General features: G+C 61.8%; 22 protein-coding genes, 1 tRNA gene and 2 pseudogenes. 18 read left to right on the forward strand and 7 right to left on the reverse strand.

The features are described from left to right. Nucleotides 1-77 precede the first annotated feature (77 nt). The 3 genes from BM125_RS14615 to BM125_RS14625 all read right to left on the reverse strand — a co-directional run bounded on the left by BM125_RS14615 (nucleotide 78) and on the right by BM125_RS14625 (nucleotide 1,822). Nucleotides 78-527 (reverse strand): CBS domain-containing protein, encoded by a 450-nt coding sequence (locus BM125_RS14615; RefSeq protein ID WP_092409282.1) that lies wholly within the window; start codon nucleotides 525-527, stop codon nucleotides 78-80. A gap of 306 nt (nucleotides 528-833) precedes the next feature. Next, nucleotides 834-1,109, reverse strand: a complete 276-nt coding sequence (locus BM125_RS14620; RefSeq protein WP_092409284.1) for a DUF2934 domain-containing protein — start codon at nucleotides 1,107-1,109, stop codon at nucleotides 834-836. A gap of 188 nt (nucleotides 1,110-1,297) precedes the next feature. Beyond that, the gene (locus BM125_RS14625) at nucleotides 1,298-1,822 is read right to left on the reverse strand and encodes a CDP-archaeol synthase (RefSeq protein ID WP_092409285.1); all 525 of its coding nucleotides are present in this window, start codon (nucleotides 1,820-1,822) and stop codon (nucleotides 1,298-1,300) included. 1 nt (nucleotide 1,823) lies between these two features. Here BM125_RS14625 and BM125_RS14630 point away from each other — a divergent pair, with 1 nt between their 5' ends. From BM125_RS14630 to BM125_RS20280, 9 genes and pseudogenes are all read left to right on the forward strand, one after another. Next, entirely contained in the window at nucleotides 1,824-2,444 is a 621-nt protein-coding gene (locus BM125_RS14630; RefSeq protein WP_217647886.1) for a fructose 1,6-bisphosphatase, read from the forward strand. A gap of 15 nt (nucleotides 2,445-2,459) precedes the next feature. After that, nucleotides 2,460-3,566, forward strand: coding sequence for a GGDEF domain-containing protein (locus BM125_RS14635; protein WP_092409287.1), 1,107 nt, complete (start codon nucleotides 2,460-2,462; stop codon nucleotides 3,564-3,566). A 283-nt stretch (nucleotides 3,567-3,849) separates the two neighbouring features. Beyond that, on the forward strand, nucleotides 3,850-4,332 hold the full coding sequence (locus BM125_RS14640; protein ID WP_092409289.1) for a glycine zipper 2TM domain-containing protein: 483 nt from the start codon (nucleotides 3,850-3,852) through the stop codon (nucleotides 4,330-4,332). Nucleotides 4,333-4,341: 9 nt separating this feature from the next. After that, nucleotides 4,342-4,755 carry an EF-hand domain-containing protein gene (locus tag BM125_RS14645; RefSeq protein ID WP_092409291.1) on the forward strand — a complete coding sequence of 138 codons (414 nt, stop codon included), beginning with the start codon at nucleotides 4,342-4,344 and terminating at the stop codon, nucleotides 4,753-4,755. Between the two features lie 60 nt (nucleotides 4,756-4,815). Beyond that, on the forward strand, nucleotides 4,816-6,042 hold the full coding sequence (gene cfa / locus BM125_RS14650; RefSeq protein WP_245778938.1) for a cyclopropane fatty acyl phospholipid synthase: 1,227 nt from the start codon (nucleotides 4,816-4,818) through the stop codon (nucleotides 6,040-6,042). Between the two features lie 107 nt (nucleotides 6,043-6,149). Continuing rightward, on the forward strand, nucleotides 6,150-7,274 hold the full coding sequence (locus BM125_RS14655; protein WP_139225027.1) for a hypothetical protein: 1,125 nt from the start codon (nucleotides 6,150-6,152) through the stop codon (nucleotides 7,272-7,274). Between the two features lie 328 nt (nucleotides 7,275-7,602). Further along, nucleotides 7,603-8,196 (forward strand): type IV toxin-antitoxin system AbiEi family antitoxin domain-containing protein, encoded by a 594-nt coding sequence (locus BM125_RS14660; RefSeq protein ID WP_092409295.1) that lies wholly within the window; start codon nucleotides 7,603-7,605, stop codon nucleotides 8,194-8,196. Next, nucleotides 8,148-8,864 (forward strand): annotated as a pseudogene (locus BM125_RS20705) (nucleotidyl transferase AbiEii/AbiGii toxin family protein); the annotation flags it as partial. The gene BM125_RS14660 and the pseudogene BM125_RS20705, both read left to right, overlap by 49 nt. Before the next feature lie 32 nt (nucleotides 8,865-8,896). Continuing rightward, nucleotides 8,897-9,022, forward strand: a pseudogene (locus tag BM125_RS20280) (IS256-like element ISGdi8 family transposase); the annotation flags it as partial. A 279-nt stretch (nucleotides 9,023-9,301) separates the two neighbouring features. On the opposite strand, the gene BM125_RS14670 reads toward BM125_RS20280, so the two are convergent. Continuing rightward, nucleotides 9,302-10,159, reverse strand: a complete 858-nt coding sequence (locus BM125_RS14670) for a hypothetical protein (protein WP_139225029.1) — start codon at nucleotides 10,157-10,159, stop codon at nucleotides 9,302-9,304. Nucleotides 10,160-10,352: 193 nt separating this feature from the next. Next, nucleotides 10,353-10,429: transfer RNA gene (locus tag BM125_RS14675), tRNA-Met, on the reverse strand. Between the two features lie 538 nt (nucleotides 10,430-10,967). Between BM125_RS14675 and BM125_RS14680 the strand changes: the two genes are divergently transcribed. The 5 genes from BM125_RS14680 to BM125_RS14700 all read left to right on the forward strand — a co-directional run bounded on the left by BM125_RS14680 (nucleotide 10,968) and on the right by BM125_RS14700 (nucleotide 17,335). After that, on the forward strand, nucleotides 10,968-12,041 hold the full coding sequence (locus tag BM125_RS14680; protein WP_092409299.1) for an MraY family glycosyltransferase: 1,074 nt from the start codon (nucleotides 10,968-10,970) through the stop codon (nucleotides 12,039-12,041). 209 nt (nucleotides 12,042-12,250) lie between these two features. After that, nucleotides 12,251-14,263, forward strand: coding sequence for an acyltransferase family protein (locus BM125_RS14685; protein ID WP_175498108.1), 2,013 nt, complete (start codon nucleotides 12,251-12,253; stop codon nucleotides 14,261-14,263). 74 nt (nucleotides 14,264-14,337) lie between these two features. Next, on the forward strand, nucleotides 14,338-15,381 hold the full coding sequence (locus BM125_RS14690; protein ID WP_092409303.1) for a glycosyltransferase: 1,044 nt from the start codon (nucleotides 14,338-14,340) through the stop codon (nucleotides 15,379-15,381). A 5-nt stretch (nucleotides 15,382-15,386) separates the two neighbouring features. Further along, nucleotides 15,387-16,547 (forward strand): NAD(P)/FAD-dependent oxidoreductase, encoded by a 1,161-nt coding sequence (locus BM125_RS14695; RefSeq protein WP_092409305.1) that lies wholly within the window; start codon nucleotides 15,387-15,389, stop codon nucleotides 16,545-16,547. Next, complete coding sequence (locus BM125_RS14700; protein WP_092409307.1) at nucleotides 16,544-17,335, forward strand: NAD-dependent epimerase/dehydratase family protein; 792 nt, start codon at nucleotides 16,544-16,546, stop codon at nucleotides 17,333-17,335. Before BM125_RS14695 ends, BM125_RS14700 begins: the two co-directional genes overlap by 4 nt. A 2-nt stretch (nucleotides 17,336-17,337) precedes the next feature. Here the strand turns inward: BM125_RS14700 and BM125_RS20840 are convergent, their stop codons facing one another. Beyond that, complete coding sequence (locus tag BM125_RS20840; protein WP_281243959.1) at nucleotides 17,338-17,460, reverse strand: hypothetical protein; 123 nt, start codon at nucleotides 17,458-17,460, stop codon at nucleotides 17,338-17,340. On the opposite strand from BM125_RS20840, the gene BM125_RS14705 reads away from it, so the two are divergent. Genes BM125_RS14705 through BM125_RS19910 form a run of 4 tightly spaced genes read left to right on the forward strand, consistent with a single transcriptional unit; the run spans nucleotide 17,419 to nucleotide 19,589 of the window. Continuing rightward, the gene (locus BM125_RS14705) at nucleotides 17,419-18,162 is read left to right on the forward strand and encodes a sugar phosphate isomerase/epimerase family protein (RefSeq protein ID WP_245778940.1); all 744 of its coding nucleotides are present in this window, start codon (nucleotides 17,419-17,421) and stop codon (nucleotides 18,160-18,162) included. The two genes, BM125_RS20840 and BM125_RS14705, sit on opposite strands and share 42 nt — an antisense overlap. Beyond that, a complete protein-coding gene (locus BM125_RS14710; protein ID WP_092409311.1) occupies nucleotides 18,159-18,515 on the forward strand; it encodes a DMT family transporter in 357 nt (118 codons plus the stop codon). The genes BM125_RS14705 and BM125_RS14710 overlap by 4 nt, the downstream gene beginning before the upstream one ends. Nucleotides 18,516-18,528: 13 nt before the next feature. Next, nucleotides 18,529-19,359, forward strand: a complete 831-nt coding sequence (locus tag BM125_RS14715; RefSeq protein ID WP_092409313.1) for a glycosyltransferase family 2 protein — start codon at nucleotides 18,529-18,531, stop codon at nucleotides 19,357-19,359. Next, nucleotides 19,359-19,589, forward strand: coding sequence for a hypothetical protein (locus BM125_RS19910; RefSeq protein WP_139225030.1), 231 nt, complete (start codon nucleotides 19,359-19,361; stop codon nucleotides 19,587-19,589). The genes BM125_RS14715 and BM125_RS19910 overlap by 1 nt, the downstream gene beginning before the upstream one ends. 6 nt (nucleotides 19,590-19,595) lie before the next feature. On the opposite strand, the gene BM125_RS14720 is transcribed toward BM125_RS19910, so the two are convergent. Further along, a partial coding sequence (locus BM125_RS14720) for an IS66 family transposase (RefSeq protein ID WP_139225031.1) occupies nucleotides 19,596-19,883 on the reverse strand: 288 nt, incomplete at its 5' end.

Raw genomic sequence — 19,883 nt, forward strand, 5'->3', positions numbered from 1 at the left:
CGTGGCACCTGCCGGCGATGGGCGCGGCCCGGCCGGGCGCGATGGGGTGCCATGGGTACCGTCGCGGCTTCGCCGTTTCAAGTGCGCGTCTCCATTTCCCGGACCTGCTCGCGCGTCAGGGCCTGGCTGAGTTCCTGCAATTGCGTGCCGAGCACGGCGTAGACGTCGTCGACACTGACCAGGCCGGCCAGGCTGCCCTTGTCGTTGAGCACGGGCAGTCGACGGATGCCGCGCCGGCGCATGATGCCGATGACGTCGAACAGGTCGTCGTTCTCGTTGCAGCTGGCCAATGGGAGACTCATCACGTCACCGACGGTGAGTTTCCCGGCATCGACTCCGGGTGCAATCACGGCAAGCACGATGTCGCGGTCGGTGATCATGCCGATCGGCACGCGTCCGCCATCGGGCTCTTCGGTGACCACCAGCGAGCCGACGTGACGCTTGCGCATCAATTCGGCAGCGGCATGCACCGACGCGCCGGCGTCGACGTGAACCACGCAACGGGTACATATGTCTGCGATTCGCATAAGCGCTCCAGATAGGCAGTTCGGACTGCATCAGGATGTGCCTGCCCGGCTGCGCCGATCTTGATCACAATCAAGGTATCGTTGCGCGCTTGCCGTGCCGGGATCGTTCGCACCCGCAGCCGGATGCTCGGCGCAGATGCTGGGACGGACGCCATCGTGCGCAGCGAATGCGCATCCGTTGCGACTGCCTCGCGCCCGGCGAGTGGTCGGCAGGGCTCGCCAAGCCATGCTCCTTCGGTCGAAGGAGGTTCACGGCGTGAGGTCGTTCCCCGATTCGGTGCCGTGCTCCTCGAGCAACGGAAGAGCTCAGGATTCGCGTCGCTCGATCTCGAACTCGGCTTCCAGCCAGTCGTCCAGGGCGTGATCACCGTCGAAGCCGCGCTGTTGCGCCCGGAAATAGGCGGCCTCGGCGATCAGGTGGTGACGTGCCCCACCATTGGCAGGAACGCCGCCATCCGGTTTCGTGCTGCGCGTGGGACGGCGCCTCGCAGCGCCGGTCTTGGCGGGAGCGGCAACGGTAGGGAGGGACTCGGTACGACCACGACGCGTGGAGGTCGAGGATGGTCTGGATGATTTTCGCATGGCGCTTCACCTCGGGATGGCGATCGATCGCGCGTCCGAAGTTAGCGGCCCGGCTGGCCGCCGACATTGATCCACATCAACACCGGGTTCGGCGCAGTCGCCCGGATCGCGTCTGCGCTGGACGCAAGGACCCGGATATCCGGGGCCGGGGCCGTTCACACCGCAATCGACGCGTCGGCGCGGGCGGTTCACCACGGCGAACGCTTGATGCCGAGCCGGAATGCCATGCGGTTGACCGCCAGATCGCCGACGAAGGTCACGGCGAGAATGAGGCCCATGTCGGTCACGGACAGCTTTGCCCAGGGGCCGACCAGGAGCAGCGAGCCGAGTGCGAAATCGAGTTGGTCGAAAGGCACCCAGGGCGCGCCGGGCGCGATCTTCAGGCGTCGCTTGAACAGGCTCTTGATGCTGTCGCCCGCCATCGACCCCACGCCGAATCCGAGGCCGAGCAACGGCCAGTAGCGATAGTCGACCCGTGCCAGGCCCGCGCAGACCGGCAGGCCGGATACCGCTGCCTGGACGGCCGTGGCCAGCAGCGCAACGGCGATGCCCAGGGCCGCGCCGACCACGGTCTTGTGCGTACCGAGAAGCCGCGCGTGGATCGGCCGGTTCCAGCCGCGCCAGTAGCGCACGAACGGCGGCGCCATGTTGGCGAGGTAGGCCGGCGCCATCAGGTAGGCCAGTGCCAGTGCATGTCGAAGCAGGTCGGTCACGATGCCGCAGTCTCTTCCCGGATGCCCGGTCGCGGGCTTGACATGGATCAACGCGCCGAACGATCGCGACGCCAATGAAGCGCCGCCGGGCGCGGCCCCCGAATCCATTGACCTCGATCAAGACGCCGTCGAGGCCCGCGACTACCGTGGCAGTGCCGGACCCCGGAATGCATCGAGGCTTGCCATGAAGATCACCCTCAGCGTCATCAAGGCGGACATCGGCTCGATCGGCGGGCAGATCCGTCCCTCCCGGGCCCTGCTCGATTGCGTGCGACAAGAGATCGCGGCTGAGTGCGGACGGCTGCTCATCGACTGCCACGCCAGTGCCACCGGGGACGACATCGCGCTGCTGATGACGCACGAGTGCGGAACCGGCAACGAGGCCATCCACAAGCTGGCTTGGGAGGCTTTCATTGCCGGCACCCGGATGGCAAAGGGCCAGGGACTTCATGGTGCTGGACAGGATCTTCTGAAGGATGCGTCTTCCGGCAACGTGCGCGGCATGGGGCCGGCCGTGGCCGAAATGGAGTTCGACGAACGCGCTGCCGAGCCGTTCCTGTTCTCCGCCGCTGACGAAAAGGTTCCGAATGCGCGCGGATCCACCTGCGACGTCACCGGGTAGCGAAAGGGGGCAGGCATGACAGCAAGCACATGGTCGGGCTGTGGTAACGAGGATCTGGATCGTCGAATCCGCACTGCGATTCTCGAGGCGGTGCCCATCGGCGTGATCGCCGTCGATGCCGAGGGACGCATCCGCTTTGCCAACCGCGAGCTGGAGACACTGCTCGGCTACACCTGCGCCGAATTGCTGGGTCATCCGGTGGAGATTCTGGTGCCCGAAAGCGTTCGTCATCGCCATGGCGAATATCGAAGCGCACCGATGAGCACGGGCGATGTCCGGCTGATGGGTCGCGGCCGCGACCTGTGCGCCAGGCATCGCGACGGACGGGAGATCGCGGTGGAAGTCGCGCTCAAGCCGCTGCTGATCGAATCCGAAACGATGACCATCGCATCGATCGTCGATGTCAGCGAGCGGAAACGATTGCATGAGGAGATGTTTCAGGCCAGCGCCGAACTCGAACGTCGGGTCCGCGAACGCACCCAGGCGCTGGAATCGGCGCTGATCTCGAACCAGGAGTTGTTGCGCGATATCGAAGCGCAGCGCGCGGCCTTCGAGCGGCTCAGTCGCGAGGACCCCCTGACCGGGTTGTACAACCGCCGTGAGCTGGAGGGTCGACTGCGCGATGAAGTCCTGCGTGCCGACAAGCTCGGCACGCCCTTGAGCCTGGCCGTGATGGACATCGACCATTTCAAGAACATCAACGATCGCCACGGGCATTCCGTCGGCGACATCGCATTGCAGCGCGCCTCGACCTTGATCCGTCAATGCGCCCGACAGGTGGACTTCATCGCCCGCCACGGCGGAGAGGAATTCGCCCTGATCATGCCGGGCGCCGGCATCGCCGAGGCGCGCGAAATCTGCCAGCGCATCTGCAACGCATTCCGCGACGAGGACTGGCAAAGCGTGCTTCCGGAAATCCCGTCGGTGACGATCAGCATCGGGGTCAGTGAGTGGTCCACGGGGCTGGACTCGCACGCCTTCCTCGATCGCGTCGATGCCCTGATGTACGCGGCCAAGCGCGCGGGGCGCGATCGCATCGCGGTTGCCGAAGCCGGTGGATTCGACATCCAGAGCGGCCGGCTCGCGCTCGATTCGCGCATGCTCCAATCCCACGTCGAGTGACCGACGGCCAGAAGCCCGCGCCGCCGCAGCGCCGAAGCTTTGATGCAGATCAAGACCGGCCTGTTCCGGGCGGCGCAGCATGGGTCCTGTCACGGATGCCCGAGAACAGACCAGAGCCCGGTTATCGCAGCCAGCCATCCCGTCGTGCACCGACGCGACCAGCGATGCGTTCCCCGGCAGATGCATCCGGCTTCGGGCGACGGCATCCGCCGCGACGATGGCCAGTCATGCAGCGACGGATGCGGAAACAGCAAAGCGGATGCCAGAGCAGGAGAGTACCGACATGAAAGTTCCAGTCTTGATGAGTTGCATTCTGTCCATTGCCGCCTGCGCCTCGACCGGGGATCCGCATCGGGACGCGCTGCGCGACCAGGAGACCGCCAGCGCCATCCTCGGCGGAATCATCGGCGGCGTGATCGGGCACCAGTTCGGCGATGGGCGCGGGCAAACCGCATTGACCGTGCTCGGCGCCACGGCCGGCGCCATGATCGGCGGCGGCCTGGCGCGCGATCGCACCATCTACGACGGTGAGCGCCGCGCCGCCTACCTCGCCTTCGAAAGTACGCCGAGTGGCGACGCCGTGCCCTGGCGGGATCCGGATCATCGTGTCCATGGTTCCTATACCCCGCTTCGCACCTGGCGCGACAGCCGCGGACAGTATTGCCGCGAGTACCAGCAACTCGTGGTGATCGATGGTCGTGAACGCCGCGCCTACGGCACGGCCTGCCGGCAGCCCGATGGAAGCTGGCGCATCGTCGCCGACTGAGGAGGTTCCATGTTGAACAGCAAGCAAGTAATGGTCGTGGCATTCCTGTGCGCCCTGAGCGCGCCCGGCGCGTTCGCCGCGGACGGCATCGCGCGCGATTTCGAACGAATCGACAGCGACGGCAACGGCGAACTGAGCTGGCCGGAGTTCAAGGCGCGCGGCAGCGAAGTGCTCTTCTTTGCCGACCTCGACAGCGATGGCGCGCTGAGCCGCGAGGAAGCCCCGCCAGGCCTGGCCCGGCGCTTCGATTCGATCGACGCCAATGGCGATGGCAGGCTCGAAGCCGATGAGGTCGAGGCCGAGCACAAGCGCATGTTCGAGGCCGCCGATCGCGATGGAAACGGAGAACTCACGCGCGCGGAAGTCGATGCCTTGCCGCGGCCGGGCAACGGTGGCCGTGGGCGAGGCGGAACCGGATCGTGAGGCAATCCCGCATGCCTCGTATCACCAAAGGCACCCGCTGAACGAAGCCCGGAGACCGCCATGGAACGAATGCTGTCCGGCAATGCGACCGCCAACTCCGAGGCGGTTCGTGGCATGCCCACCGAGGCTCGCGCAGAGCCGGTTCGAGCGCCGCAGTTGTCGCCGCGAGCGAGGCCGACCCGCTTTCGCGGCCTTCTCGAAAGCCTGCTGGCCAGGGCCGACATCCGTATCGACGGCGGACGCGCCTGGGACATGCAGGTGCACGAGCCGAGCACGTACCAGCGCCTGCTGGCACAAGGATCCCTCGGCCTCGGTGAGTCGTACATGGAGGGCGCCTGGGACAGCGAGGACCTCGAAGGCCTGCTCGCCCGCCTGCTCGAGGCCGGTCTGGATCGCCAGGTCATCACCTGGGCCGATCGTTGGGCCGTGCTGCGCGCGCGTCTGCTCAACCGGCAAAATGCGCGCCGGGCCTTCCAGGTCGGACAGCAGCATTACGATCTCGGCAACGACCTGTACCGGGCAATGCTCGGCAAGCGCATGGTCTACAGCTGTGCCTACTGGCGCGAAGCGGACGATCTGGATAGCGCCCAGGAAGCGAAGCTCGATCTGGTCTGCCGCAAACTGATGCTGCAGCCCGGCATGCGCGTACTCGACATCGGTTGCGGTTGGGGTGAAGCGCTCGAGTTCGCCGCCACCCATCACGGCGTCAGCGGAGTCGGAATCACCGTCTCCAACGAGCAGGCCGACCACGCCCGGCGGCTTTGCGCCGACCTGCCGGTGCAGACGCGCGTGCAGGACTATCGAAGCCTGGACGAACGCTTCCATCGCGTGTTCTCGATCGGCATGTTCGAACACGTCGGCGTGCGCAATTATCGACGCTACTTCGAAGTGGCGCGGCGCTGTCTTGCCGAGGACGGTGTGTTCCTGCTGCACACCATCGGCAGCAATGTCTCGGTGCGCACCACGGACCCGTGGATCGAGCGCTACATCTTCCCGAACTCGATGCTGCCTTCGGCCCGGCAGATCGCCGACGCCGTGGAGGGCTTGTTCGTGATCGAGGACTGGCACAACTTCGGCGTCGACTACGAGCGCACGCTGCTGGCCTGGCGCGACAACATCGAGCGCGCCTGGCCGAGCCTTCCGGCCCGCTACGACCTGCGTTTCCGGCGCATGTGGCGCTACTACCTGGCGGCCTCGATCGCCTGCTTTCGCACGCGGCAGGCCCAGCTCTGGCAGATCGTGCTGTCGCCGAAGGGCGTGCGTGGCGGTTATGTCGCTCCGCGCTAGGCGCCGCCCGCCGTCGATCGCGCTCGAATCGAGCCCATGCGTTTGCCGATGCTTGCACTGGTGGCCGGCAGGCCCGAGCGTGGTGCTCAGGCCGGCGCGCCGGTTCGATGCCTGATTCGGTCGTGAGGTCTCCACGCATGCAGGCCGACCCGCCATCGACCTCCGTGCCCGGTGCGGAACCGGACCTGGCCGAGAAAGTCGCCTTCCTGCGACGGCCGCAGAGCTATCCGATGCCGGTCCAGCGCGTGGAAACGATTGAAACCCACATGTCGTGGCTGTTCCTGACCGAATGCGATGTGTACAAGCTCAAGAAGCCCTATCGGCACGAACGCATCGACTATGCGTCTGCTGCAGCACGTCGCCTCAACTGCCTGCGCGAAGTGCGCCTGAACCGGCGTCTGGCGCCGGACTGCTACCTTGGTACGAGCCGGCTGACGGTCGACGCACGCGGCCGGATGAGCCTGGGTGGCTCCGGGCACGCGGTCGACTGGCTCGTGCACATGCGCCGCATGCCCGATTCGCAATCGCTCGAACGGCGACTGCAAGCCGGCCAGGTCGGTGCGGAGCAAATCGGACGCGTCGTCGCCGCATTGATGACGCTGTTCCGATCCGCGCCGAGCGCACGCTGGAGTCCACGGCACTATCGACGACACCTGTGCGCGAGCCTGGCTTACACGGCGGCAGAACTTCGCCGGCCCGAGTTCGGGCAGGACGTCGACGCGGTCGAAGCCATCCGCGCACATCTGCATCGCTTCATCGAAACGCACGCCGCGCTGCTGGCCGAACGCGTACGCGACAATCACATCGTCGAAGGCCATGGCGACCTGCGCCCCGAGCACGTCTATCTGACCCAGCCGCCGAGCATCGTCGATTGCCTCGAGTTCGATCGCGAACTGCGCCTGCGCGACCCGGTCGATGAACTGGCATTCCTGGCCATGGAGTGCGACCGCCTGGGGCATCCCGAAGTGGATGCCTGGCTGTTCGCCGCCTATGCCGAGCGTTCGGGTGACGCGCCGCCCCGCGCCCTGGTCGAGTTCCACAAGGCATTCAATGCCTTTGCCCGGGCCAAGATCTCCGTCTGGCACCTCGACGATCCGTCGACCGGACCCGCCTGCCAGTGGATCACCCGCGCCGCCGACTACCTCACCCGCGCCCGCACCTACGCAGCGCGCCTGCCGGCACCGGGCGACATTGCAACGATCGGCGCAGCCCACATGCCGGTTACGCCATAGCGCACGGCGATTCGAAAACACATTGAGTCGGGGCAACTTGAGCGGCCCGAACAATCCGGATGTTGGTGGAATGCTGTTTCCGAATCACACGGGTGACAAGAAACTCATTGCCTTGCTGCGGCGGCTGCGTGTTTTTTTGTAGCTAAAAAGAGAGGCCCCTTGCGGGGCCCCGTTGGAATCCTGGTGCCCAGACTGGCCGGGATTCAGATTCGGATACCACGTTATTCGTCCCAGCCCTGCACTGGCACCATAGGGAGGGTGGGCGCTCGGTCTGTTGCAAACTCTCGGTGTATTTCCATAACTACCGAAACTATGGAACACTCAGCGCATGCTTCCCGAACCCATTCGCCGCCTGTTTGCCCAAACCGGCACCCTTCGTAGCAGGGAACTGGAGGCGTATGGCATAAGGCGCATACAGCTCTCGCGTTGGGCGGCGGCGGGCGAACTGAATCGGCTGGGTCGCGGACTCTACGCGCTGCCGGATTACGCCCCGAACGAGCACGCCTCGCTGGTGGAAGTGGCGCGCCGCGCGCCTCATGTGGTGTTTTGCCTGCTGACGGCGCTGCGCTTCCATGAACTGACAACCCAGGCCCCATATGAGGTATGGATCGCGATCGGCAACAAGGAGCATCCGCCACGCCTGCTTTACCCGAAGCTGCGCGTACTTCGCTTTTCGCCAGAATCGCTCCATTACGGTGTGGAGGAGCATTCCGTGGACGGTGCCATGCTGAAGGTCACCAGCATGGCCAAAACGGTCGCCGACTGTTTCAAGTTCCGCAACAAGATCGGGCTGGACGTGGCCATTGAAGCGCGGCGCGAAGCGGTGAAGCGCCGGCGGGTCAGCGCTGACGAGATCTGGCGCGCAGCCAAGGTATGCAGAGTGGCTGCTGTCATGCGCCCGTACCTGGACTCGATCGAGTGAGAAATCCACGAGCCGATTCGGTACGTGGCTTGCTGTTGAACCGGGCGCGTCAGCAAGGCGAGGACTACAACCAGTTGCTGACTCGCTACGCGCTGGAGCGCTGGTTGTACCGGTTGTCGGCATCCGATCAGCAGCCAGGTTTCGTGCTGAAGGGTGCCTTGCTGTTTGCGCTCTGGTTCGATGAGCCCCACCGGCCGACTCGTGATGCGGATTTTCTTGGATTCGGTGAGCCTGATCCGGAGCTGCTCCGCGCCCGTGTGCAATCGGTGTGCACGATCGCCTGCGACGACGGCATGCGCTTTGATCCCGAATCGGTACAGATCGAACCTATCCGAGAGCAGGCCAACTACGAGGGTTTGCGTGCCGAGCTCCTGGGCCGGCTCGGTACGGCGCGCTGCAACGTGCAACTGGATGTGGGATATGGCGATGCGATAACGCCGGAGGCCCAGCAAATGGACTATCCGACGATCCTTGCAGATTTGCCTGTACCGCGCCTGCGCACCTACCCAAAGGAGACCGTGCTGGCAGAGAAGCTCGAAGCAACGATCGTGCTGGGCATGCGCAACAGTCGCATGAAGGACTACTTCGACATGTGGGTGCTGCTGCGGCGAGGGGGCATCGATTCGAGGCTATTGGGAGCGGCCATCCAAGCCACTTGCGAGCGACGTGGCACACCCCTCCCGGAAAGCTGGCCTATTGGCTGGTCGGCGCACTGCTCATCGAGCAGAACGACGAGTGGGCGATTCAACGTCGCTACAAGACACTGGAAACCCTGGCCACGGTTGTCGACAATCCCAACGTCAGTTTGCCAGCAGTGGCCAACTGACTCTTAAAGCCCGATACAAGCGGAAGCATTCGATGCCGCTCTCTGTTACACCACGGGTTGGAACGCCATCGTGCTAAGAAGCGGCTATCGGAACAAAGACACTCTTCGGGTGAAATTTACGGACGAATATGCGTCTGTTTTCACTCTCGAATCAATTGAAAAGCAGGGCCTGCCCGCTTCAAAGGTGCCCCCAACCAGCGATGTACTGAGCGCCAGTATTTACGACCATGACGTTTTCTTGGCATTCGACGAGCAGGCTTCTCAGGATGCTCAGCCGAACTAGGACTGGGCTTTTGAGCTCTTTGCGGCCAACGGGTTAGCTGCTGTCGCTAGTGCCGTAGTGAACGCCATAGCGGCATTTGAATATCTACGCATTTGCTCCAGACTGACGCTGAACAACTTTCCGTCCTCCAGTTCGAGCCTCGCCGCGTTCACTGCCGCTCGGCCGTCCGCTCGCTGGCGTCTGTGGAGTATGCAATTGCGTACATAGATCATTTCGCGAATGTCCGCCTTAACGCTATCAGAAACATTTATCGATAGGCCAACAGCGCGGAGCATCTTAAGAACACCGTCCGGGGCGTGCTTGGATGAGTTGCGTGCCCAATCCTTCAAGCGATTGAAAGTCGCTAAAGCATCGCTGTAAGTAAGCTCGCTCGTCCCGGTGTCAACCAGCTTTGTCACGCCAAGCTCAGTTAGCGTGCGTACTATTCCGGGAGTAAATCGAAGCGCAGCAATGATCGTGTTCTCGGCGGAGACTTCTATTGCTGCGCATAGGTTTACGAGTGTCATCGAATTCAAGGGGGCGAACCCTTGCGCAACTATCGACTTTGCGTTGGCCTCTTGCTTGCCTGACGCATCAGCGTCCTTCTGCAGCGCGCGCCGCAAGTCCTCGGGAAGATTCTTGGAGTCGTGAAGTAGGCGCGTGATGAGCGCGCGCTGCCTAGCTAGTGCGGATACTCCCTGGTGAAGCACCAAGGCCGTCCTTAGGATCTCCTCAATCGCTACGAGACCGTCGGTAGATACAAACATTACCTCGGAGGGCGTATTTTTCTCGCGAAAACTCCTGGGAAAAGTGGCCTCAGACCTGCCGAACAAGATGTCGAAAATTAGGTCATTTCCCCGATTTGAGCTCGGCATGGCCTCCTCCTGGGGGAGAGCAGCTGCTAGCAGTGAAAATTGTTGGATTGAGACTTGATGACAACAAATAGGTGCTGGCGCTGACGCATTTGGTCAGCCAATTCGAAGCTTCCATGGCGCAAGCGATGACGCTCGATTTAGGCCGAATTTAGACCAATCAACAAAAGCTCGCAGCGTATCTATTTGTTTTTATTGGTGGCTATGGGTGGACTCGAACCACCGACCCCAGCATTATGAGTGCTGTGCTCTAACCGGCTGAGCTACATAGCCATGCGAGCCGAAGGCTCTGAGGGGGGACGGATTCTAGAGCCTCGGTGCCGGGTGTCAAGGGCAAGCGCCGATTCGTCGCGCCCAAAGGCCCGCTCTGACGGCCCCCTGCCGTTAGTCCTGAGCGCAGCGCACCCCTCCCGTTCGTCCTGAGCGTAGCGCAGCGAAGTCGAAGGACCACCCCCACACCGTTCGTCCTGAGCGTAGCGCAGCGAAGTCGAAGGACCTTCGAGTAGCAGCGCCAGCGGGAGACAGCAACAGGCCCCGGGAAACCGCCCGTTCCGCGTGTCCACCAGCAGCCCAGGCGAAGCCCGTCGCGGAACCTGGCGGGAGCCCGCCGGCATCCAAACCAGGCCGGACAGGCCAAACTGTGAGCAAACCCCCAATTATCAACAAATTCCGCCAAACAAACCCGCAAACTCCCTTAGAAGTACACCAGAAGTGCTTGTCTTCGTTCATAATTGGGTGGAGACTCAAGGCGCCGTAGGGGCAGGGGAAACACGTCGTGGAGCGTGGCACGATTGCATTGCTGGGAGCCATAGTGGCGTTTTTCGCGACGCTGCTGCTGCAGCGCCTGCTGAACCCGGTGGCCTCGCGCCTTGACCTCATGGACTACCCGGCCGGGCGCAAGGACCACGCCGAACCGACCCCGGTCATTGGCGGCCTCGCGATGCTCATCGGCGTCACCCTGGCCGCGCTGCTGACCCTGCCAAACATCCCCTCGAGCGTCCCCGGCTTCGTCGGCGCGGCGGGCCTGCTGGTCATCGTCGGACTGATCGACGACAAGTACGATCTGGACTGGCGCCTGCGCATCCTCGCCCAGGTGCTGGCCGCGCTGATCATGATCCATGTCGGCGGCGTGCGTGTGCACTACCTCGGCCACCTGTTCGGATACGACAACGTCTTCCTCGGCTCGCTGTCGGTGCCGTTCACCGTGTTCGCCACGGTCGGCATCATCAACGCCATCAACATGGTCGATGGCATGGACGGGCTGGCCGGCCTGCTCGTGCTCAGCGCCCTGTTCATGCTCTCGGTAGCCGCCGCGTATTCCGGCAACGAGCGGGTGCTGTCCCATGCCCTCATCGCCATTGGCGCCGTATCGGCCTTCCTGCTCTACAACATCCGCCACCCCTGGCAACGCTGCGCCAAGAGCTTCATGGGCAACGCCGGCAGCGCCTTCCTCGGCCTGACCATCGCCTGGATCGCTTTCCGCCTGACCCAGAACCCGGGCCACCCGGTGACCCCGGTGCTGGCCCTGTGGATGCTGCCGGTTCCGATCATGGATTGCCTGGTCCTTATCGCCCGCCGCATCAAGCTCGGCCAATCGCCGTTCCGCGCCGATCACAACCACATCCACCACCTGATGCTCGAAGCCGGCTTCAAGCCTACCGGCGCTGCCCTGACACTCGCCGCATTCAGTTGCGCCTGCGGCTTGGTGGCGGCGCTTGCGTCACGGGCGCATGTCTCGCACAACCTGATTCTTGGGGTGTTCTTCGTGATGTGTCTGCTGTGGTATTGGATAACTTCGAGGCGGGCGCGGGCGCTGGGGTTTTTCGGTCGAAGGCAGCGAAAGGTTGAAGTGGTGCCGCAGCTGGCTGGCAAAGAGGTTCATTGAGCGGTAGTCCAGGCTCCACTTCCATGGTCAGAAGAAGTTCTAACCGATCAGTACCTCGATAGGCGCAACAATCACAGACGGGCGCCATGTTCATTCCACCCCGGCCGCGAGACTAGATTGCAGCTCCTTTGTCGTTTCGCACGTGGGGTATGAAACGGCAAAATCCGCAATGGAACGACAGCCTTCCGAATGATCATTGAGTAATCGACTTGGCCAAACTTGAGTATCGGCCAGACATCGATGGACTCCGCGGGATCGCGGTTCTTGCCGTCGTCGCATACCACTTCGAGCTAGGTCCGCTTCACGGTGGATTCGTAGGCGTAGACATCTTCTTTGTCATTTCAGGATTTCTAATTACGGGAATAATAAGGAGGGATCTCGACAATAACTCGTTCAGCTTTGGCGGTTTCTACGAACGGCGTGTCCGTCGGATATTTCCCGCCCTATTCGCAATGTTGGCGACTTCGCTCGTAGTGGGCTTCGTGAGTCTGCTGCCTAGCGATCTTGATAAGCTCGGCACCTCGGCTTTGGCCACTTTGGCGTTTAGCTCCAACGTTGTGTTCTGGCAGCAAAGCGGATACTTCGCCAACAGCGCGGCGCTGAATCCCATGCTGCACACCTGGTCGCTAGGGGTAGAAGAGCAGTTCTATATCGTCTTTCCAGTTCTGCTCCTCGCCTTGCACATGCATGCTGGGGCTCGATTGAATCTGGCACTCGCTGGCGCAGCGCTCACATCATTCGTTGCTTGCGTGGCGATGCAGTCCAACATGTCGAGCGCTGTATTCTTTCTCTCGCCATTCCGCGCATGGGAGCTGTTGGCCGGGGCCGTGGTTGCCACGGCGGGCATCCCCCAGTCGAAAAATAGAATCTTGTGCGAAGCATTGGCCTGGTCGGGCCTTGTCGCCCTAGTTTGGTCCTTGGTGAAAATTTACCCCGGAAGCTCGTTTCCGGGCTGGCACGCTGCCGTACCTGTTGCCGGAACCGCCTTGTTGCTTCACAGCGGCATGACTGGAAATGCAAGCGTCAACAGGCTATTGAGGTTCCCGCCTCTGGTTTTTGTCGGATTGATCTCGTACTCCCTCTACCTATGGCATTGGCCGGTTCTCTTCTATTGGAAGTATCGTCAGGGGTTCGTGCCGTTGGAAGACGCGCGGTGGTCCGCACTTCTCCTGGCCTTGCTCATTTCCTATGTTAGCTATCGATATGTTGAGTCGCCATTTAGGAAGAATGAAGCAGCGAATGCTTATCTCCGTCGGAGAACGCTACTCCGTGCGGCGGCTGGCTTGATGATTGCGCTTGGAATTGTTGCGGCTGCCCTAAGACTAGACGGCGGTATGAAATTTCGTCTTTCGGACAGTGTGAATGCTCTTGACGCGATGCGGGATCCACCCATCCCCTATGTTTCCTGTCGAGGAGAGCTGCCCTCTGACCAAGGCAGCGCGTGCATTCTTGGGGATGCTTCGGCCAACAAAACAGTAGCAGTTTGGGGGGACAGTACTGCGCTCGCATGGGCTCCTGCGTTTAATGAGGTACTCTCGCACAGGGGCTTGGGCGGTGTACTTCTATTCGAATCTGCGTGTCCACCGTTGCTAGGCGTACAGAACCCGGAATTTCCCAGGTGTCTCGAGTTCAACAATTCGGTACTCGCATGGCTGGAGGAAAATAATGTCGACGAGTTGATACTGGTCGCGATCTGGCCAAGCTACTCGATGCCGACTGGACGCTACAGTCTGACAAACACAAGCGGTCAGATGGGCAATACGAAAGTCTTCCCGGGCAGCTTCGCAAGAACAGTAGGTGAATTGAAGAACTGGGTAGGTCGGATCACGATTGTTGGGCCAACTCCAGGCGCGCCACCTGACATTCCGCTTCGAATGGCCCTCGCCCTGCAGCAAGGGGGCGCGCTGCCGGCCGGTTTGGATGCTTTGGCGTTTGGGCGAGATGCTAGCTACTTCTGGGATGAGATCAACTCACTTGGTCGCGATCCCAGGGTGAGAATCATCGATCCAGCGCCGTGGTTCTGTGACCACAAGCTTTGCAGGTACTTGGATGCGCAGGACAATTTGCTCTACCGCGATACCGGTCACCTCAGTTTGGCTGGCGCCGCCTATGTCGCCGTGAAATTCGGAGCTCAATTCGACACGGATCCAGCAGCACCGGCAGGAGGTCCGAAAGCTACGAACGAGCACAGTGGTGCGCGTCTACTCAACAGATTCCAGTAGGCTGGTTGGTAGGCTGTACTATCAGTAGAGGCGAGCGCTGATTCCAAGCCTTATATGAAGCATGGGTATGGTGGATGGAAAGTTCAGGGGGTAACTTGCAGCCATTCTTTCCGGTATTTCTTTCCGTAGTTTTTGTTGTTCGCAACCAATCCGCGAGGATGTCGGAACTGCTTGAGCGCGCGGGCAGGTGTATTGGTCCGCTGGTTAGCGATTACGAGCTGATCGTTATCGACAACGCGTCGCAAGACGACAGCCTTGCGGTGCTCAAGGGCCTGATGGGAGAGAACGGCCACTCGAATGTCCAGGTCTACGCCTTGTCGAAGGAAGTCGACACGGACACTGCATTCTGGGTAGGGCTGGAGAATGCGCTGGGTGACTTTGTGGTTGTCCTCGATCCGTTGGTGGACGACATTGCCTTCGTTCCCGAAATGCTCGACAAGGCAGTTCGTGGTGCCGATGTCGTATTCGTCAACAACCGGCTGAAGCCAACCCAAGGGCTCGCGTATCGCTTTTCCTACGCGGTTTTCAACAGGCTGTACAAGGCCTTTGGCGGCGTCGATCTGGCCCGTGAAGCACCCCAGTACCGTTTACTCAACAAGCGGGTGATCAATTTCATCCTGCAACATCGCCAGCCGGCGATGAGCTATCGGCACCTGCCGGCAACGGGAGGCTTTTCCCGAGTCCATCTCGACTACAGCGCAAAGCCGGGCATCCCCTCGTCCAAGCACCTCGCTGACAGCATCAACCGAGGCATGCGCCTGATGGTTTCGACCACGCGAGCGCCGATGCGCGTGGTGACGATGTTGTCCCTGTTCGGTGCGGTGGCCAACCTGCTCTACTCGGGTTACGTCGTGATCATCGCGGTGTTCAAGGAGGACGTGGCACCGGGTTGGGTGAGCCTGTCCCTTCAGCAATCGGGCATGTTTTTCCTGATTTCCCTGGTGTTGCTCGTGCTCGGCGAGTACATCCTCAACATGGCCAGCCTGTCCAACGAGGGCCCCCTCTATCATGTCGGTCAGGAGTTCACGAGCGCACGGATCACCCGCCGTGAGAAACTGAATGTCGAAGATGTCGCGGCCGAGCCTCTTGTGACACCATCGAACAGGGAAGGGCAATAAGCCTGATGGTGGAGCGCGATAGCCGCTTCGATGCCGTGATCGTGGGGGGCGGCTTCTACGGCGCGCTGATCGCTGTCTACCTCGTGCGTCAGCGGGGCCTCGAGCGCGTATTGATCGTCGAGGCCGAATCGGGCCTTTGTCAGCGCGCCTCCCGCAACAACCAGGCTCGCGTCCACAACGGCTACCACTATCCACGCAGCTTCACCACGGCCTTTCGAAGCCGCGTGAACCTGCCACGATTCGTGCGGGACTGGTCGAGCGCAGTAACGCGCGAATTCACCGCGCTGTATGCGATCGCCCGTCGCAATTCAAAGGTAAGTGCGCTTCAGTTCGAACGATTTTGCCGCGAGATCGGCGCGCCTTTGCGGCGAGCCGATCCTTCCTCACGATCGCTATTTGACGCGCGCCTGATCGAAGAAGTGTTCGTGGTGGAAGAATATGCCTTCGACGCCACCGTCCTTGGGCAACTGGCGAGCGACTTGCTGGCCGAGTCGGGCGTGGAGGTCCGATGCCAGACCCGGGCTGTACGCATCGAACACGGCGGCGAGGACGGCCTGCAAGTTGAGCTTTGTGGCGGTCAGGGCGAAGTCGGGCGGGTTGTGGCACCTTACGTGTTCAACTGCACCTATAGCGGGCTGAATCAGATGGGTGGCGACTTTCCCGGCGTCCATGCCGCACTGAAGCATGAAGTCACCGAGATGGCCTTGATCCGCCTGCCTCCAGCACTGCGGGACATGGCTGTGACCGTCATGGATGGTCCGTTCTTTTCGATCATGCCGTACCCGCCACGCTCCCTGCACACACTGTCCCACGTTCGCTATACGCCGCATCTGCATTGGGAGGAGGTCGCTGGCATCGATCCGTACCAGAAGCTAGCCGACTATCCCCGTGTCTCCCGGGTAGACCGCATGTTGCGTGATGCACAGCGGTATCTGCCTGCCATTGGTGCGGCCGAAGTGGTCGAATCCATTTTCGAAGTGAAGACCGTGCTGGTGAAGAGCGAAGGCGATGACGGTCGCCCGATATTGTTCGAACGCCATGCCGAGTTGCCGGGGTGCTATTCGGTGCTGGGAGGAAAGATCGACAACATTTTCGACGTGCTCGACAAGCTGGATTCCGAACAGATCGCGTGCAGCAAACTGCAGGCCGGTGAGAAGAGTTTATGAGCAGCGCCCTGATCGGCTATTCTGGCTATGTCGGCAGCACGCTGCTCAGGCAGGCGCGCTTCGATGAGCTGTACCGCTCGACGAACATCGCCGATAGCGCTGGGCACGAATTCGATCTGGTAGTTTGCGCTGCTGCGCCGGCGCAAAAGTGGATAGCGAACCGTGAGCCGGAGGTCGACCGCCAGCGAATCGACAGCCTGATCGAGGCGCTGCGGCGCATTCGATGCGGCACGTTTATCCTGATCAGTACGGTCGACGTGTTCTCTCGACCCAACGGAGTTGATGAAGCGACTTCAGTGGACGAATCGGGACTGCACGCGTATGGAATGAACAGGCTGCGCCTCGAACGCTACGTTAGCGGCGCATTCGCGCGGCATCTGATCGTGCGCCTTCCAGGTCTGGTTGGTCCCGGCCTGCGCAAGAACGTGGTATTCGACCTGCATAACGAGAACCGGCTCGAAGCCATCGACAGCCGCGCTGTGTTCCAGTTCTATCCGATGGTCAATCTCTGGTACGACATCGAGCGCGCGCTGGAGGCCGGATTGTCGCTTTTGCATCTGACCGCCCAACCCATCAGCGTCGCCGATGTCGCCTCGCTAGGCTTCGGCCGTCACTTCGCCAACGTGCTGGACGGCCCACCCCCGCACTACGACATGCGAACTCGTCATGCGGCTTTGTTTGGTGGTCAGAGTAACTATCAATACACGACCAGGGAGACGATCCTGGCGATTCGGGCGTACGCGCAATCCGAGCCGGTGGCGGGCCCCGCCAAGCCGGAGCCCGCATGAGACTATCGATCTCGAATCTCGCCTGGGATGTTGGCGAGGACGACGAAATAGCCGCGCTGCTCGGCGAGTTCGGAGTCGATGCGATCGATGTTGCCCCCGGCAAGTATTTCCCGCGACCCGGACATGCCGCCGCATCGGAAATCGAAAGTGTCCGCTGCTGGTGGCAGGATCGCGGCATTTCCATCGTGGGCATGCAGGCATTGCTGTTCGGAACGCAGGGGCTGAATCTGTTTGGTTCCGAGTCCGTTCGAGCAGCCATGCTCGAACATCTCGATGCTGTCTGCCGCATTGGATCCGGCCTTGGCGCGACCCGGCTCGTCTTCGGCTCGCCGAAGAATCGCGATCGAGCAGGTTTGGACTTCGACGACGCGCTTGGCTCCGCCATTGAATTCTTCCGCCAGCTCGGCACCCTTGCAGCGGCGCACGCGGTGACGATCTGTCTCGAGCCGAATCCGACGCGCTATGGGGCGAACTTCATGACCACCAGCGATGAAACGGCAAACGTCGTCATGCAGGTGGGGCATCCGGCCATCCGCATGCAGTTCGACACGGGCGCCCTGACTATCAACGGCGAGGACGCATCGGCGGTACTCGACCAACACGCGGCATTCATCGGGCACGTCCACGCCAGTGAACCCGACCTGCTTCCACTGGGTGATGGCACAACCGATCATATGAAGATCGGCCAACTGCTGATGAAGCATCTGCCCGAGCACGTGGTGACGGTGGAAATGCTTGCCACGAGCAGCGAGCCGCACGCCAAGTCGATCCGACGTGCGCTGACCGCAGCCATCGGTGCCTACGGCGGCACAAGGCGGTTGACATGAAGTGGCTCATCTTGATTCTCGGTATCGCATCGAATGCCCTGGCCAGCGTATTGATCAAGGTTGCAATTACGACGCCGCGTCATTTCCCCTCCTTTGCCGATCCCATGGCGGCGCTCACCAACTGGCCGTTCTGGATTGGACTGACGCTGTACGGGGGCGCCTTCCTGCTGTATGCCGCGGCCCTGACCTACCTGCCTTTGAACGTGGCCCATCCGATACTGACATCCGGTGCAATCGCTGCGGTGGCGCTGCTTTCGGTGGTGGTGTTTCGCGAGCCATTTCCCTGGACTACAGCCGCAGGCATCATCCTGGTTGTCGTGGGCGTTGTTCTGATCTCGTTGCGATTGAAGTGAGGCAGAGACGCACATGATCGATGCGCAGCCGCAGGCCAACCCCTTCCCGTCAGATTGGGAGGTGCCAGAGTTTCGGGTGGACCATTGGCTCGGCCGGCAGCACCGCTACTGCATCGTCATCCCCGTGATCAATGAAGGGGAGCGCATCGGGCGCCTGCTCGCCCGTATGTCGGCCTTGGGCATCGGCAAGCAGGCTGACATCCTGATTGTGGACGGTGGCAGCACGGACGATTCGCTGGCGGCGGCCTTGTTGAACGAGCACGATGTTCGTGGGCTGCTGGTCAAGATAGGCGCGGGAAAGCTGAGCGCGCAACTGCGCTGCGCCTACGCGTTCGCCCTGACCCATGGCTACGAAGGCATCGTTACGATCGACGGCAATGACAAGGATGATCCCGAAGCGATTCCACGCTTCATTGCCGCGATGGAAGACGGTGTGGATTTTGTCCAGGCGTCGCGCTTCGTGGCCGGCGGCGTTGCGGAGAACACGCCCTGGATTCGAGACCTCGCTATTCGATACCTGCATGCACCATTGATCAGCCGGGTTGCCGGATTTCGATGGACGGACACGACCCAGGGATTCCGCGCCTACCGTCGCGGCCTGTTGCTCGACCCCCGCGTCGCGCCTTTTCGCAGCGTGTTCATGACCTATGAGTTGTTGGCCTATCTGTCGTGCCGTGTGCCACGGCTGGGATATCGCTGCCTCGAGCTACCGACCAGCCGCCGCTATCCGTCGGGCGAGGTGCCGACAAAGATTTCCAGCATTCGGGGCAATCTCGCCGTGCTGCGAATCCTCATCAAGGCAACTTTGGGTGACTTCGATCCGCCAAGGAGTGAGAATCTCTGATGCAGGCGGCGACAAGACGATCCACTTTCAAAGCGCTTGGATTCGTGGTGCTGGCGTTATTATTGGCAGCCAACTTCAAGTTCAATTTCCTCGGCATTGCCGAGCCCGTCATCTTCAACGGCTGGCAACTGAACGGCCAAGCGCGCGTGGTCGGCGGCATCCTGGCGGATGAGCGGGGCATCGACAAACAAGGTAAGCGCCTGCTCCCGACACGTTGCGCACCGGCATGACTCGGGTTACGCGGCAGGCTTCCAGCGATGTGGCAGCAGAGTGTCGATGTCGCGATCAAGGGTCGTAGGCAATCGCGTGAGCACGTCGGTGAGCCAGGCGAGTGGCTCGTGGCCGTTGGCCTTTGCGGTGGCCAGCAGGCTCATGATGGCCGCAGCGCGTTTGCCTGCGGTTTCGGAGCCGGCGAACAGCCAGTTCTTGCGGCCCAGTGCGATGGGTCGGATCGCATTCTCGATCGCATTGTTGTCGATCGGGTAGCTGCCGTCCTCGGCATAGCGCGCAAGGGCTGGCCAGCG

The sequence above is a fragment of the Dokdonella immobilis genome, from assembly GCF_900115085.1.
Taxonomy (GTDB): Bacteria; Pseudomonadota; Gammaproteobacteria; order Xanthomonadales; family Rhodanobacteraceae; genus Dokdonella; species Dokdonella immobilis.